At 66.0% G+C, this 16,030-nt stretch carries 7 protein-coding genes, 3 tRNA genes and 1 pseudogene; 7 read left to right on the top strand and 4 right to left on the bottom strand.

Annotation, left to right across the window (positions count from 1 at the left end; translation table 11 throughout):
* Nucleotides 1-3: 3 nt before the first annotated feature.
* The 7 genes and pseudogenes from LK434_RS02920 (at nucleotide 4) to LK434_RS02890 (ending at nucleotide 11,711) form a co-directional block, all read left to right on the top strand.
* Nucleotides 4-1,167 (top strand): sensor histidine kinase, encoded by a 1,164-nt coding sequence (locus LK434_RS02920; RefSeq protein WP_006721324.1) that lies wholly within the window; start codon nucleotides 4-6, stop codon nucleotides 1,165-1,167.
* A gap of 685 nt (nucleotides 1,168-1,852) precedes the next feature.
* The gene (locus LK434_RS02915) at nucleotides 1,853-2,533 is read left to right on the top strand and encodes an ABC transporter ATP-binding protein (protein WP_040361271.1); all 681 of its coding nucleotides are present in this window, start codon (nucleotides 1,853-1,855) and stop codon (nucleotides 2,531-2,533) included.
* A gap of 1 nt (nucleotide 2,534) precedes the next feature.
* Nucleotides 2,535-5,678 carry an ABC transporter permease gene (locus LK434_RS02910; protein ID WP_227917823.1) on the top strand — a complete coding sequence of 1,048 codons (3,144 nt, stop codon included), beginning with the start codon at nucleotides 2,535-2,537 and terminating at the stop codon, nucleotides 5,676-5,678.
* A 42-nt stretch (nucleotides 5,679-5,720) separates the two neighbouring features.
* Nucleotides 5,721-7,202, top strand: coding sequence for an efflux RND transporter periplasmic adaptor subunit (locus LK434_RS02905; protein ID WP_006721329.1), 1,482 nt, complete (start codon nucleotides 5,721-5,723; stop codon nucleotides 7,200-7,202).
* Nucleotides 7,203-7,225: 23 nt separating this feature from the next.
* Nucleotides 7,226-7,897 (top strand): annotated as a pseudogene (locus tag LK434_RS02900) (ABC transporter ATP-binding protein); the annotation flags it as partial.
* Nucleotides 7,898-8,145: 248 nt separating this feature from the next.
* Nucleotides 8,146-9,381, top strand: coding sequence for an ABC transporter permease (locus tag LK434_RS02895; RefSeq protein ID WP_006721331.1), 1,236 nt, complete (start codon nucleotides 8,146-8,148; stop codon nucleotides 9,379-9,381).
* 1,094 nt (nucleotides 9,382-10,475) lie between these two features.
* Nucleotides 10,476-11,711, top strand: a complete 1,236-nt coding sequence (locus tag LK434_RS02890) for an IS256 family transposase (protein WP_006722195.1) — start codon at nucleotides 10,476-10,478, stop codon at nucleotides 11,709-11,711.
* Between the two features lie 1,107 nt (nucleotides 11,712-12,818).
* Here the strand turns inward: LK434_RS02890 and LK434_RS02885 are convergent.
* The 4 genes from LK434_RS02885 to LK434_RS02870 all read right to left on the bottom strand — a co-directional run bounded on the left by LK434_RS02885 (nucleotide 12,819) and on the right by LK434_RS02870 (nucleotide 16,029).
* Nucleotides 12,819-12,895, bottom strand: a tRNA-Glu gene (locus LK434_RS02885).
* Nucleotides 12,896-12,932: 37 nt separating this feature from the next.
* Nucleotides 12,933-13,009: transfer RNA gene (locus LK434_RS02880), tRNA-Glu, on the bottom strand.
* 25 nt (nucleotides 13,010-13,034) lie between these two features.
* Nucleotides 13,035-13,108, bottom strand: a tRNA-Gln gene (locus LK434_RS02875).
* A gap of 587 nt (nucleotides 13,109-13,695) precedes the next feature.
* Nucleotides 13,696-16,029 (bottom strand): ATP-binding cassette domain-containing protein, encoded by a 2,334-nt coding sequence (locus tag LK434_RS02870; RefSeq protein ID WP_227917901.1) that lies wholly within the window; start codon nucleotides 16,027-16,029, stop codon nucleotides 13,696-13,698.
* Nucleotide 16,030: the final 1 nt, after the last annotated feature.

Raw genomic sequence — 16,030 nt, 5'->3', positions numbered from 1 at the left:
CGCATGGTGCTCAAGAACAGGGAGGTGCGCTGCGCGGTGGCGGCGGGCGCGATCCTGAGCGCGATCGGGGCCGCGGCCGCCTACGGCCTGACGGGAATGCTGCTCGACGGGACGGGCGGCACGTCCCTCATGCTCGCGACGACCGCCGGGGCGGCGCGGGACACGGCTGTCATCTCCCTGCAGACGTCCCCGCGCACCGTCGCGCTCGTCGCGGCGTGCTGCGCCCTGGCGACCGGCCTGATCGTCACGGGCGTCTTCATGGCCCTCACGGCGATCCGCTACCGCGCGCTCAACGACATGGCGGCGAACCTCGACCGCGTGCTCGCCGGCGAGCGCGACATATGCCTGCGCGACATGCGCGAAGGCGAGCTCGCCATCCTCGCAAGCGAGGTCGACAAGGTCATCGCACGGCTCAACCTCACCGTCGATGAGCTCCAGGCCGAAAAACTCGCCCTCTCCGACGCGCTCACGGACATATCGCATCAGCTCAAGACGCCCTTGACCTCGATCGCCATCTCAACCGAGCTCATACGCGACCGCCTGGCGGAGCGCGGGGACGCGCCCGAGATCGTGGAGCGGCTTCGCCTGGTCCAGCGCCTGCAGGGCCGCGTCGAGGACCTCGTTGCCGCCCTGCTCAAGCTCGCCCGCATCGACGCGGGCGTGATCAAGCTGGTCAAGGCGCCCGTCGACGCGCGCGAGCTCGTCCGCAAGAGCTTCGAGCCGCTCGCCGTGGCGTTCGACATCGCCGGCGTCGATTTCGAAACCTCGATCCAGCCCGGCGCCGGGTACGAGGGCGACCTCGCATGGAGCGTCGAGGCGCTCGAGAACATCCTCAAGAACTGCATGGAGCACACGCCCGCCGGCGGGACGGTGCGCGTGCGCGCGACCGAGGACATCCTCGCTTGCCGCATCCGCATCGAGGACACGGGGCCGGGCATCGACGAGGCGGACCTCCCCCACATCTTCGAGCGCTTCTACCGCGGCAAGCGCGCCGATGCGGTCGAGTCGAGCGAGGTTGCCCCGGTTGGCGTGGGCATCGGCCTCTCGCTCGCCAAGAGCCTGGTGGCCGCGCAGGGCGGCACTCTCACCGCCGACAACGCGCGGGATGCGAGCGGCGACGTCACCGGGGCCGTCTTCACCCTCGTGTTCTTCAAGGCGATCGTTTAGCGCCGACGTGCGCGCGGGTACGGGTCAGGCCGCACGCACGGGCACGTGCCGGCCCGTACCGACCTGAACGCCCGCGCACACGCGCGCCGACCCGTTCCGACCCGCGGCCGCACGACAACCCGTGTCGACCTGAACGCGCTCGTACGCCATCCCGTACCGACCCGCCCACACGCGCGCGTCGAGTGAGCGTTCGCGCGTCCGCCTGCGTACCCGCACCGACCAACGTGCCCTCGGCGCGTCGAGTGTGTGCAAAACCAACGTTTGACGCCCCTCAAACGTTGGTTTTGTGCACACTCGATGAAACATACCTTGCTCTGCGGGATGCACCTTGCCGGCAGTGCACACCTTGCTCTGCGGGATGCACCTTGCCGGCAGTGCACACCTTGCTCTGCGGGATGCACCTTGCCGGCAGGGCACACCTTGCTCTGCGGAATGTACTTTGCCGGCGGGGCACACCTTGCTCGGCGGGACGCGCCTCGCCCGGTGGGTCGTACCTTGTTAGCGGACACACCTCGCCCGGTGGGTCGTACCTTGCTCGCCGGGATATACCTCGCGCGCAGGAACCGCCGAGGGCAGCTGAGGGCCGACATCCCCCGCATGACAGAACTGTCACACGCGGGTCATGGTGCGGAAAGGACGAAAGCCCAGTATCGTAGATACCAATCTGCACGAGGGAAGGACCACCATGAACATCCTCACCGTTGAGCACCTCACGCGCGTGTACGGCACGGGCGACACGGCGGTCACCGCCCTGAACGACGCGAGCTTCTCGGTCGAGGCGGGCGAGTTCATCGCGATCATCGGAAGCTCGGGGTCGGGCAAGTCGACGCTCATGCATCTCATGGGCGGCGTCGACCGCCCTACGAGCGGAACCGTCAAGTTGCAGGGCCAGGACATCTTCGCCCGCAGCGACGAGCAGCTCGCCGTGTTTCGCCGCCGCGAGGTGGGCCTCATCTACCAGTTCTACAACCTCATCCCCGTCCTCGACGTGGTCGAGAACATGACGCTGCCCGTGCTCATGGACGGGCGGCCCGTCAACGAGCAGCGGCTCTCGTCGCTCGTGCAGGCGCTCGGCCTCAGCGGGCGCGAGCACTGCCTGCCCAACCAGCTCTCCGGCGGCCAGCAGCAGCGCGTGGCCATCGGGCGCGCCCTCATGAACGCGCCCTCGGTGGTGCTCGCCGACGAGCCGACGGGCAACCTCGACTCCAAGAACTCTGCGGAGATCATGAGCCTGCTGCGCGCGTCGAACAAGCGATTCAAGCAGACCCTCATCGTGATCACGCACGACGAGAACGTGGCCCTCATGGCCGACCGCGTGATCGCCATCGAGGACGGCCGCATCGTGCGCGACGAGCGGAGGGCCTAAGATGACCACCCGCGAACACGACACCGCAACGCCGCGCGGCGGCGTCTTTTGGCGCTTTGCCGCGCGCTCGCTCAAGCTCAACCGATCCCGCAGCATCGTCTCCGTCATCGGCATCGCCCTGTCCTGCGCGCTCATCACTGCCATCTTCACGAGCGTCGTCACTTTGTACCAGGGCCTGCTCAAAGCCGAGATCGTCACCGAGGGCACCTGGCAGGTCGAGTTGGTGGACGCAAGCGACGCCGACCTCGCGTCCCTGCGGAGCGACCCCCGTATCGAGCGGATCTACGAGCGCGTCTCATATGGCGACGCGCTCATGCCCGTCAGCTTTGAGGGGTATTGGGGCCGGTACCTGAGCGCGCACGAATGGCCCACCGCCGATGCCGTGGGCGACCTCAAGCCGCTTCCCGCCATCGCCGAGGGACGCGAACCCCAGGCGCCCGACGAGATCGTGCTCCCGCGGGACCTCAAGGGGCTGAACACCACCGGCGGCTCATGGCTGTACGACAGCCTGCCCACCACCGGCCGCGACGACACCGTGCCGCGCGTCGCGTGGGACGGCGAGCTCGGGATCGGCAGCACCATGGAGGTGTCGCTCGGCCAGCGCATGTTCATCGATCCCGAAACCAACGACGAGTACCCCTGCCGCTACGACGAGGCACTCTTTACCACGGAGAGCCCCAAAGGCGACGTCATATCGGAGTACCTCGCCGACCCCGCGCCCGCCCAGACGTTCAAGGTCGTCGGCTTTTACGCCCCCTCGGACGAGGGCATCTACGACCAATGGGACTCGAGCGGTCCCGGCTACCAGGCGTTCGTCGCCTCGCCCAACGCAACCGGACATGTCGCGAGCGCCTATCTCGCCACCAACCTGTCAACGCGGGCGGACATCGACGCCCTGGTCGAGGAGTACACCGGCGCATCGAACGCGGCGTCCGCTGAGGTCGACCCGTCGCAATCGTCCGCCCAGACGGCCGATTGGCCGGCGGCCCACCTGCACGACGGCCTGCTGCGCTACCAGGGCCTGGTCGACGACCGCGCCATCTGGGGCACGCTCTACACGCTGGCGGCCATCCTCTCCGGCGTGGTCATCGTCGCCTCCGTCTCGCTCATCTACAACTCGTTCGCCATCGCCGTGTCCGAGCGCACGCGCCAGTTCGGCCTGCTCTCCTCCCTCGGCGCGAGCAAGCGCCAGCTGCGCCGCAGCGTGTACGCCGAAGCCCTCATGCTGGCCGCCATCGGCATCCCCGCCGGCCTGGCGATTGGCCTGGCGGGCACCTTCGTGGTGTTCAACATCGCGGGCGAGGGCATCGGGATGCTCATCGACCAGGAGGTCTTCGCGGGCACGGGCCTCACCGCCATCACGGTCGATCCGCTGGTGATCGCGCTGTCCGCGCTGCTCGCCCTCCTCACCGTGCTGATGAGCGCGACGGTCCCGGCATGGCGCGCGAGCCGCGTCTCCGCCATCGACGCCATCCGCCAATCGCGCGACGTGCGCCTCTCGCGCCGCGAGCGCAAAAGCCAGCGCACGGCGGCTCATGGCGACGGCCACCGCCGCCCCTCCACCGCCCGCGCCCTCGACCGCCTGCGCATGCGCATCGCCGGCGTGCCCGGGATGCTCGCGCACCGCAACCTCACCCGCGCCAGCTCCAAGGGGCGCGTCGCCGTGGCGTCGCTCGCGGTGTCGGTCGCGCTCATCATCATCTCCGGCGCCATCTCGCACTACCTGGGATTCCTCACGCGCGTGGCGGACAGCGGCGGCAGCGACATCGAGGTCGGCCTCAACCGCCTGATCCAGGAGGACGAGTCGACCGCCGAGGGTCTCGCGGACATCGACCGCGCGTACCGCGCCCTGGCCCACGTCGAGGGGGCCACGGGCGAGGGCTACATGCTCCAGACGTCCCTCTACGGCAGCTTCGACCAGAGCATGCTCGACCTCGACTCGCTCACCGCGAACAGCGAGGAGTACGACATGCCCGATCGCGGCCTAGCCGATGACGGACGGATCTACGCCCCCCTATCCATCCTGTTCTTGGATAAGGACTCCTGGAACGAGATCTTGGATGAGAACGAACTCGACCGCGCCACGTACTCCGACCCCGACCATCCCGTCGCCGTGGCCCTCAACGGCACGCAGTCCAACGACGGCAGGCGCTACTCGGTGCGCGACCTGTTCACCTCGACCGGCACCGCGACCTTGTTCACCCAGATCGCGCCCATCGAGGACAGCCCCTTCGTCGAGATCGGCGTCGACGAAAACGGCGATCCGGTCGCCCGCTACGAGGGGTACAGGGACGAGGGGGAAACCCAGTACGACGAATACGACGAGGCGCTGTACCAGCAGATCTCGCGCCCCTTGGACGACGTGCTCGCCCAGAGCCTCGAGCTCCCCGTCAAGGCGATCGTCAAGACCCTCCCCAAGGCCGTCACCTCATACGCCTCGATCTGGCCGACGCTCATCCTGCCCGCCTCCGCGCTCCCCGCGCTCGCCGAGGGCTCCGAGGACATCGCGTCAGACGTCGAGACGGGCAGCCTCGCGGCACCCTTCGCGTTCCACGCGAGCGAGGGACGCTACGGCAACACCATGTACGCCTACCTCTCCTTTGCGGCCGAGCAGCCGCGATCGGTTGAGGCGGAGATGGACGCGATGATCGACAGCGACCTCAGCGGCGCCGAGTGGTACCGGATGTACCTCAACAACAACGCGGAGAACGTGCGCCAGGCGCGCGTCATGTACGAGACCATCCAGCTGTTCATCAACTGCTTCATCGCCATCACGACCGCCATAGCCGTGGCCAACGTGTTCAACACGCTCACGAACTCGATCATCCTGCGCCGCCGCGAATTCGCGATGCTCAAGAGCATCGGCATGGGCAACCGCGCGTTCTGGCGCATGATCGCCCTCGAATGCGCCAGCTACGCCCTGCGCGGGCTCGTCATCGGCCTCGTGCTCGGCGCCGCGGTGACGTTCATGGTCTTCCAGGCGATGAGCCTGAGCTTTGCCGGGCTCGACTTCGAGATGCCGCTCGGCTGGGTGCTTGGCGCCATTGGCCTGGTTGTGGGCGTGCTCGCGCTCTCGACCCTCTATGCTTTACGCAAGTCAAGTGCCGGCTCGATCGTGCAGACGCTGCGCGAAGACGCCGTGTAGGACGCACCCGCGCTCCAGACCGCACACACGAAAGGAACGAACGTGACTCACGACAACCAGGGCAGCGACCCCAAGAAGGACTTCCTCGATACGCTCGGCGACGCCCCCGAGGAGACGCGCGTGCTCAAGGTGCCCGAGGTCGTCCCCGTCATCCGCCGTGGCCCGGCCTCGACGGGCGGCGGCGGACGGGCGCACGACGACCCCGCGCTCGACGCGTGCGCACCCGTTGAGGGGACGCCGCTCGAGGGCTCAGACGCCGAGGCGTACGCCGCCCTCAAAGCCAAGCGCGCGGAACGCCGCCGCAAGAAGATCATCCACCGCGCCATCGCGGCGGGCATCGCCGCCGCCGTCGTGATCGGCGGCGCGGTGACCATCACCGCCCTCAACCAGCAGCCCGAGCAGGTCATGGAGCCCGTCACCGACATCGCGATGCTCGGCACCTTCTCGACGGTGGTCGACGCCAAGGGCACCCTGCAGCCCCTGTCCTCCACCATCATCACGCCGGAGGTCACCGGCCAGGTCGAATCCATCAACGTCGTCGCCGGCCAGGCGGTCAACGAGGGTGACGTCCTCATGACCATCAAGAACCCCGACCTCGACCGCGCCGTCGCCGAGGCCGACCGCGCGCTGCGCCAGGCGAAGTCCGAATTGGGCTCCGCGCAGCAGGCGCTCAAGGACGCGAAGGCGCAGGCGGCCGTGCCCCAACAGGACGGCTCGATGCCCGCCGTCGACGTCTCGAGCGCCCAGCAGGCCGTGAACGCCGCGCAGGCGGCGGTGGAGTCGGCGCAGGCAGCCTACGACGACGCCGTCGCCAAGGCCGCCCTTCGCACGGTCAAGGCCCCGGCGGCCGGCTCCGTCGTCGCCCTCAACGCGCAGGTGGGCACCGACCTGTCCGACAACATGGGCGGCTCCGGCGCGACCGGCCCGCTCATGCAGATCGCCGACCTCTCCAAGATGAAGGTGACCATCCAGGTGGACGAGCAGGACATCGCGAGCGTCGCCGTGGACCAGACGGCGACCATCACCTGCCCGGCGTTTGCCGACCTCGTGCTCACGGGGCGCGTCACCGCCATCGCGTCCATCGCGTCGACCGACAGCTCGTCCATGTCCTACGACGGCATGGGCTCGCCCACCTTCGCCGTCGACATCCTCATCGACGCCCCCGACGCGCGCCTCAAGCCCGGCATGACGGCGGAGGTCTCCCTCACCACGCAGCAGATCGACAACGTGGTGATGGTGCCCACGACGGCGCTGCTCACCGATGACGGCGCGAGCTATTACGTCAACCGCCAGACCGACCCCGAGACGCAGGAGATGGAGCGGGTCGACGTCGAGGTCCTGGCCAAGAACGACGACTTCGCCGTGGTCGGGAAACCCGACGACGCGGCGTCCGACCAAAATCCCGACATGCCCGCCTCCCCGCTCGCCGACGGCGACGTCCTCGTGATCGCCGGCGGCAGCATGGGCGCGGACGGCTCCATGGACAGCGGCGGTGCGGTCGGCGGCGGAATGGCGGTGATGTGATGCCCGCGCGCCCCGTAGATGCGATGCACGCCCGCCCCGTGATCGACATCCGCCACATCCACCGCATCTTCGAAAGCGATGCCGGCCTGGCGCACATCCTGCACGACGTGTCGCTCTCCGTGTATCCCGGCGAGTTCGTGGCCATCACCGGTCCCTCGGGCTCCGGCAAGTCCACGCTCATGAACATCCTCGGCTGCCTCGACACGCCCACCTCCGGCAAGTACCTGCTCGAGGGGCTGAACGTGGCCGAGCTCACCGACGACGAGCTCGCCGAGGTGCGCGCCCTGCGCATCGGGTTCGTGTTCCAGAGCTTCAACCTGCTGCCCCGCATGACCGTGCTGGACAACGTCACGCTGCCGCTCGCCTACACCGACGTGCCGCGGCGCGAGCGCGAGAAGCGCGCCGTGCACGCCCTGCGCTCCGTGGGCCTGCCGGTCGACCACTACGACCATCGCACCAACGAGCTCTCGGGCGGCCAAATGCAGCGCGTCGCCATCGCGCGCGCCCTGGTGAACGACCCGGCCATCATCTTGGCCGATGAGCCCACGGGCAACCTGGACTCGACGACCGGCAGGCAGGTCCTGGACACCTTCCACGCCCTCAAGCGCGCCGGCAAGACCATCGTGCTCATCACGCACGACCCCGGCGTCGCCGCGGAAGCTGATCGCGCGGTCCAGATCCGCGACGGGCGGATCTACCAGGGCGCCTACGTGCCGATCGAGCACACCGACCGAGGCGCGGCGGTCGAGCGCGGAGGTCGGGGCGTGCCGGAGGAGCGCAGTGGTCGGGGCGTGTCAGAGGAGCGCGGCGACCAGAACATCCCGAACGAGCGCGGCGACGGAAGCGTCCCGGACGAGCACGGTGACCGTGGCTCGTCCTTAAGCCCCCTCACATCCCCCTCACGCCCACTTGAGGGACCATTCAACCCGATCGGAGGCCCGCGATGAGCATCATCGACCTTATGCGCGAGGCGATGCGCTCGCTGGAGGCCAACCGCGGCCGCAGCCTGCTCACCATCCTCGGCATCGTCATCGGCATCGCGGCCGTCATAGCCATGACGTCGCTGATCGGCGGCGTGCGCAACGGCCTCATCAGCGGCATGGGCCTCAACGCCGCCCGCATCGTCTATATCAACTGCGGCTACCCGCTCGACGAGGACGACATCGAGGACCTCGCCCGCCTCATGCCCGACTACGAGGCCATCGAGGGCACCTACGACAGCTATTCCCAGGTGCAGATGGGCGATAAGAGCCTGAGCGTCGGCATCACCGGCGCGAGCGCCACGTACCTCGAGATGACCGGCGCGGCCTCCCGGCTCGCGGAGGGGCGCATCTACACCGACGCCGAGGAGGAGTCCAAATCGCGCGTGGCGCTGATCGGCCGCAACGGCATCGAGGCGTTCTTTGGCAGCCCCGGCGCCGACGCCGTGGGCAAGACCATCCAGCTCAACGGCAAGAGCTTCACCGTGCTGGGCGTGGTGGACGATGGCATGACCGGAACCGACTACTGCAATGTCTACATGCCCACCGAGACCGTGCGCCAGGACTTTGGCCAGGGTTGGGACTACCTGTCGAGCGTCGTGGGCCTTGCGCGCGAAGGGGCCGACATCGAGGCGGTGCAGCAGCAGACCGTGGAGCAGGTGGGCAAGCTCAAGGGCATCGCCGAGGATGAGCTCGAGTCGATGGTCTCCGTGTGGTCGATGAAGTCCTCAATCGACCAGCTCGACACCTTCATGATGTCCTTCCAGCTCATCATGGGCGCGGTCGCCGGCATCTCGCTCCTTGTGGGAGGTATCGGCATCATGAACATGATGCTCACCAACGTAACCGAGCGCATACGCGAGATCGGCGTGCGCAGGGCGCTCGGCGCGCGGGGGCGCGACATCACGCTGCAGTTCCTCACCGAGAGCGCGACGCTGTGCGTGTCCGGCGGCATCATCGGCACGCTCGCCGGGTACGCGATCGCCTGGGGCCTCGCCTTCGGGGCGGGCGCGCTCGGGTTCGACCTCGGATCGATGACCGGCATGGGCAGCACGGGCGCCGCACTCACGCCGGCGATCGAGCCGGGCGCCATAGCCATTGCGGTGGGTATCTCGATCGTGATCGGCCTGGTCTTTGGGTACTACCCCGCTCGCCGCGCCGCCAAGCTCGACCCCGTCGAGTGCCTGCGGTATCAGTAAGCACGCCGGCCGGGTGCGAGCAAACTACCTTACGCCCGGCCATGAGGCGATCCCCATCTTGGCGGGTAGAGCGGGTCCCGGCGGGCGTCGCGAGTGCTATGTCCGTCCGCGACCACCGCACGACCACCCGGCAGACCAAGCGACCCCCGCGGTGGGCGACAAGTTTCCCCAGCGGCAATACGGCCCTTTGGCAAGCAAGGCTACGTCAATGCGCCTTATTTAACGTGAAAGCACCGGTGCAGCCGTGTTATTTCGAGAAATTCGGCGCACGGACACTTAAACAAACGAGCAACTTAGCGGCCAAAGAATGAGGCAGCCTCAAGATATGAACGGTCGCGGCCGGAGGATATGAACGACTGCAGGATATGAACGGTCACGTCATGCATATCCTGCGCGCAACGGCCCAATCATCAATGTTGACGCAGGATATGATCGATGTCATCGGTCATATCCTCCGGCCGTTCATATCCCGCAACTTGGTCATATCCCGCAACTTGGTCATATCCCGCAACTGGCCATATCCTGCAGCCATTCATATCCTGCAGTTAGCCATATCCTGTAGCCATTCAAATCCCCCATATGCCTATGCGTTCCACGCGCTCATTGCCTGTTCCCTCTAAACATGCTAGCCATTCATATCGCCCGCTTGACAACAGACGGGATCCATCCAGTAACCCGGGCTTCAACATGCCCACAAGACAGCTCATAACCGCGCACAGCACAGCTTCAAATCACTCGTCAACGCTCCCCCAAACAACTCACGAGTCGACACTCCAAAGGTAAGCACCAGAGATTGGTTGGCTTCCCTTCAAACGCCGCGCATCTTCCGACACTCGGCGAAGGACGCACCGGGAAACGCCCACATCACCCAGTTTTCACGAACGTCGCAGGACAATATTCACTATTCGTTACAGGAAGATTTACAAACTTTCGGTATTGGGAATCTCTCACGCGATTACTCGACTATAAGGTCTTTATCAATCTTTGTGACGGTCGCGTCCGTAAAGTGGTGTAAATAGCAAAGGCGAGCCAGAGGCCCGCCGACCAAGTAAACTTGCAATCGCCAAACCACAACGATTACTTGGAGGACGAGCATGGCTCGAATCAATCTTACACTAGACCAGGACGAGATCCTCTCCCTTCTCGCCGGCGACACCGGCGGCGCGTTCGCGGCCCTGCTGCAGAAGTCCCTGAACGCGGTGCTGCTCGCGGAGTCCGACGAGCAGCTCGGGGCGGCCCGCTACGAGAGGGCCGAGGCGCGCACCGACGTGCGCAACGGCACGAGGGAGAGGCCCCTGGCGACGCGCGTCGGCACGATCGAGCTGACGGTCCCGAGGCACCGGAACGCGCCGTTCAGGACGCTCGTCTTCGACAACTACAGCCGCAGCGAGGCCGCGCTGGTCACGACCATGGCCGAGATGGTCGTCTCCGGCGTCTCCACCGCCAAGGTCGGCAGGGTCATGGAGACCATCTGCGGGAAGAGCTTCTCGAAGCAGTGCGTCTCCGAGGCGTGCCGCGACCTCGACGCGATCGTCGGGGAGTTCCTCGCGCGGCCCATCGAGGGAGACCACCCGTTCCTCATGGCGGACGCCACCTACATCAAGTGCCGCGAGGGCCACAGGGTCGTGGCGAAGGCGCTGCTCGTGGCCATCGGGTTCACGCCGGACGGCCGCAAGGAGGTGCTCGGCTTCGAGGTCGCGGACGCCGAGACGACCGAGAGCTGGACGCGGTTCCTCGCCGGGCTGCGCCGCCGCGGCCTGTCGGGGGTCCGGCTCGCGACCACCGACGCGCACGAGGGGCTCGTCGCCGCGCTGCAGTCCGTGTTCCCCGAGGTGCCCTGGCAGCGCTGCCAGGCCCACTTCGCCCGCAACGTCGTCGACGCCGCGCCGAAGCGCCTGAGGGTCGGGCTGCGCGGCGAGCTCGCGGAGATGTTCAACGCGAAGACCATGGCGGAGGCGCGTCGCAGGCGCGACGAGATCGCGGCCGACTACGCCGGGGCCGCGCCCAGGGCGGTCGAGCGGCTCGACGCCGGGTTCGACGACGCGATGACGGTGATGGAGCTGCCCGAGGCGCTGCGGCGGGTCGTGCGGACGTCGAACCACCTCGAGAGGCTGAACGGGGAGGTGAAGAGGAGGTCGTCGGTGGTCAAGGTGTTCCCGAACGCGGACTCGATAGCGAGGCTGATCGGGGCCGTGCTCATCGAGGAGGGCGAGCGCTGGGCGGCCGGTCGCAGGCTGTTCTACTCGCCGGCCGTGAAGGAGCTGCAGGGCGTGGTCCCGCGCCTGGAGGTCATCGCGCGCGAGCAGCGCCAGCTGAGGCTCGCGGCATAGGAGAAAGCGGCGGTTGCGAATTTACACACAAAAATGGACTTGACCTTTGTGACCTGCGGTTTTGTTTAGAAAAAACGTCATCTACTTGAAAGAACTCAATATAGCTTCCCAATACCGGAAGTTTGTATCTCAACGCCGCTTTCAAGCTATTGAGGTCGCGCAATTTGCTCCCATCCGATGCTCCACGACACATGGAACAACCCTGCCGCCGTAAGGCTCGCAATTCGATTCCATATGAAAAGTCAACGATGAATGAGCAACGTTCTTAGCAGTGCGACACTTTTCAGAATCGACCGGTCGTTATCAATCGGCTTGAAAGGGCGACGATGGCGCCGCGCGATCTTTCTTTCGCGCAGTTGTGATCGCCATCAATCTGCTTGGGATAACAACAATGGTGGTTAACATCCTTGAGCAGCACGGTGCCTTTTTAGATTAGACATATCGATATTAACCTTTTGGCCTTCGTTGTGAACTTTATATCCAGCGAGCTTCTTATCAAACAGAATCCGTGACATGAAGACCCACCCCTCGAAACGTGACAGCGTTTCGGGGGGGAGCGAGATACAAATTCGCGAGAGCAGCGTGTGTTCTTTTAAAAACAAATCACGAGTCGGCTCCAAAGCCATGCACCCACGGGCGCTTATAAGGCGGCTCCCAAAATGCCCGCACCAACGAACGAACACGGCACGACATCCGAAATGCTGCACCCTAGAATGCACGTGGAACGGCTCTTAAAATTCCTGCATGCCTGAATGCGCGTGCCAAGTCTCAAAACGGCAATCCCCAAATTGCCAACCCAAAGTACTCGCAACTACTTTTGTCCCCGCTTCATTGACGTAAGCTCCCTTAAATGCCGCGGTAAAACAACCGGAATGTCTGCACCCCGAAATGCTTCCGGGACCGTCCTCTAAACACTCGCGCCCCTCAATACCTGCGCGCCACGGCACCCAAAATGCCTGCGAGGTCACCCTGCCGACATGGCAAGCCATAAGGGCGTCTGCGCCCCACGGCACCCAAAACGCCTGCGAGATCGCCGTTCAAACGCATGCAAGATTTCAATCGAAATGAAAAATGGCGAACCAACAGAGGGTTCGCCAAATTCAGATTTGGTAGCCCGTACCGGATTCGAACCGGTGATCTCCGCCTTGAGAGGGCGGCGTCCTGAACCGCTAGACGAACGGGCCATTATGTAGAGGAGCTTACGAGTGCTCCGAAAACTCTTGGTAGCCCGTACCGGATTCGAACCGGTGATCTCCGCCTTGAGAGGGCGGCGTCCTGAACCGCTAGACGAACGGGCCAAAAGCGAGAAGCAAGCAGCGCATATGGCTGGGATGGAGGGAGTCGAACCCCCATTGACGGAACCAGAATCCGCTGTCCTGCCATTAGACGACATCCCAAGGTGATGCGCGTCACGCCTCAGCGCGAGGAAATACTATACGGAAACGTCACGCATCGCGCAAGCATCAATCTCAGAAAACTGAGATATTGTGAAGATACAAAGGATATCCCAGCTCAGAAGATGCACGCACCCGATTTGTAACTCAATGGTCGATTCCTTGGGAGACCCCGGACACCAGTTATCCCCCTTACAGTTTGAGCCGTCCATAAGGGCGGCGCGTTCGCTTTCACGGCATTGCGATCAGGCCGGATCGAGTGGTCGCCGACCGATCGCCCCAGATGGCCGTTTCGCCCTGCCCCCCCCTGAACACGGTCAAACGGTTCCATGACGGCAATCAAACGGTTCCCCAACCCAAAACGGAGGGCAGTCGCGTATTGGAATATCAACGATCGACAGGGCGAGCTGGTGATCGCTCGCCCTCCTCGTGGACGGTCAAACGGTTCTTCGACCGCATTCGGACACCGCCTCGGCGCAAGAGCGCGGGAAATTTAACTGCGGAGATCGCCCATGAGCGCTCCCCCAGCCCAAGAATGCGGGAAGGCCCGCCGCAGGGAGCGCAAGAAGGCGAACCGCAGGGACTGCCAATTACAGATAGAGCAGCCTAGTGGCAACCTGGGCGATGACGCCCGGGCTGTGAGAGACCAAGATCAATCCAAAGCCCCACGACTCCTGCAGCTCGCGTATCTGGCTCCATAGCTCGTCTTGAGTCACCAGGTCGAGCATCGCGGTCGACTCATCGCAAATCAAGACCGTCGGACCCGTCATGAGGGCGCGGACCAAGCAAAAGCGCATGAGCTCACCGCCCGAAAGCTCATGTGGCAACCGGTCAAGCCAGGCATCCCTGACACCAAACCGCGCGCGCAAATCAACGGAGCGGGCATCCGTCAAGTCCCCCGCCTCGGCGAGCGAATCGCGCATGTGCATGCGAGGGTCAAAGGCCTTTTCGGGATGCTGGGATATCAGCTGCACGGAGCGAGGGCCTGGCGCCGCATTCCCAGGCTGCACGGAGCGGGGACCCGGCGCTGCATCCTCAGGCGGCACGGAGTGGGGACCCGGCGCTGCGCCCCCGAGCGGCACGTCCCGTACCAGCACGCACCCCGCATCGGGCTTTCTATACCCCGCCAGAATCCTACACAAGGTGGTCTTACCGGCTCCCGAGGGCGCCACGATCGCCACGCGTTCACCGGCATGCACGGATAGGTCAAGATCGCGGAACAGCACGCGGTCGCTCCCGAATGCGCACGAGAGACCTCGCGCCTCAAGCACAGGGACGTGGAGTGCATTACCGGCATGGGGCACATCCGCGGTGCGGGACGCACCCGCGGCGCGGAGTGAAGTCACGGTGTGGGTCGTGTTGGCGGTGAGGGGCGAAGGCGCGGTGTGGGTTGCGCTGACAGAGCGGGGCGAAGGCACGGCACGGGACGCATCCACGACTTGAGGTACATCCAGGGCACGGGGCGCATCCGTAGCGCGTGCGGCGTCTTCCCAGGCAGCGGATCGGCATCCAACCGGACCCGGCGATACTTCGGCGCCCTCGGGCAAAGCGCACCGCAGTGGCGCATCGTCGCCCACGGGCGCAGGGCAAGACACCGGCGCGTCGTCGGACAAGGCCCCGACGGAACTCAACGGCGCATCATCGGTCGGACACGCAACGGGGGCGGCCAGCGTGCTCCTATGCAGCGGCGCAGCGAGACCCCCCGGCATACCCTCACGCAGGAACCCAACCGCACCCTCCGATGCATCGTCGCTCACGGGCGCGTCGAATCCCCCCGCACCCTGCAGAGACTCGTCCCCAGCCACGCTCGAACCCACCTCGCGACGCCTTTGCGCCTCTTGCAACGCGAGCAGCGCCCGACACAGGTCGCGCGAGAAGGGATGCTCCAGCAGCGCGGGATCCGCAAAACTCGACGCGCTCGTCTCCTCGACGATGCGACCCTCCTTAAACACGGCCACACGGTCGGCAACGCGCACCGCAAGCTCCAGATCATGGGTGATGAGGATGACGCCCGCGCCGGTATTCGCGAACGTGCGCAGGTCGTCGACAGCGCGAATCGCCAACGCAAGATCGAGCCCCGGCGTGGGCTCATCGGCGATGAGCACGCGAGGCTCCTCCATCAAGGCGCTCATGAGCAGCACGCGCCGCGCCATGCCGCCCGATAGCTCGTGGGGATACATCCGCGCGACCTCGGGCGCCAGGCCGTACAACTCGAACAGCTCGCGTTGACGCGCCTCGCGACGCGCGCGGTCCCGGGCGCGCTCGGCCCGCGTGCGACCCCGGGGCGCGCCCTGCACCTGCTCGCCCACGCGCATGAGGGGGTCCAGATGGGACACGCTCTGGGGAACCAGGCATATGCCGCTTCCGCGCAGGGAGGCAAGCGACGCGGCGTCTTGCCGGACGCCATCGAACCAGATGGTGCCCCGCACGGTCGCGTTGGGCTCGTACAGCCCCAAAAGCGCGTCGGCCAGCACGGTCTTGCCCGAACCGCTCGCGCCCACCACGGCGACGATCTCTCCCTCATGAACCGAGAGCGTCAGCCCGTGCAAGACCTCCCCCGAGACGCGCTCCCAGCGGCCGGCGTGCCCGCGCGCGCGTCCGGGACGCCCGCCTGCAGAAGACGCGGTGCCGGGCCCCACAACACCTCCCGCAGCGCGCGAACCGTCCGCCGCGGACCGGCGCGAGCCGCCCTCGCGCCCACGCCCTCCGCGCCCGGCGCCCGAGCATGAACGGAAGCGCGCGAGCCCGCCCGTACGGGCAGACCCGGGCCGCACCGCCTCGTAGCGGTCGAACGACACGCTCAGCCCCTCCACCGTCAGCACATGGTGTGCACCGGGATGGCGAGAGCCGATCGCGTGGGTGTGGTGATGATGCCGCTCGCCATCGCCGTGCGCGCCGCCCGGAATATCGACCGCCATGCCCATC

The sequence above is a fragment of the Collinsella stercoris DSM 13279 genome (genome assembly GCF_020735465.1).
Lineage (GTDB): Bacteria > Actinomycetota > Coriobacteriia > Coriobacteriales > Coriobacteriaceae > Collinsella > Collinsella stercoris.
The sequence above is the reverse complement of the archived record's forward strand: the minus strand, read 5'-3'. Positions and strand labels throughout refer to the sequence as shown.

Bases quoted from the DNA above. Each gene is read 5' to 3' on its own strand.
- LK434_RS02870 (WP_227917901.1), bottom strand. From the start codon at position 16,029: ATGGGCATGGCGGTCGATATTCCGGGCGGCGCGCACGGCGATGGCGAG.
- LK434_RS02895 (WP_006721331.1), top strand. From the start codon at position 8,146: ATGAGCATCATCGACCTTATGCGCGAGGCGATGCGCTCGCTGGAGGCC.
- LK434_RS02910 (WP_227917823.1), top strand. From the start codon at position 2,535: ATGACCACCCGCGAACACGACACCGCAACGCCGCGCGGCGGCGTCTTT.
- LK434_RS02920 (WP_006721324.1), top strand. From the start codon at position 4: ATGGTGCTCAAGAACAGGGAGGTGCGCTGCGCGGTGGCGGCGGGCGCG.
- LK434_RS02890 (WP_006722195.1), top strand. From the start codon at position 10,476: ATGGCTCGAATCAATCTTACACTAGACCAGGACGAGATCCTCTCCCTT.
- LK434_RS02915 (WP_040361271.1), top strand. From the start codon at position 1,853: ATGAACATCCTCACCGTTGAGCACCTCACGCGCGTGTACGGCACGGGC.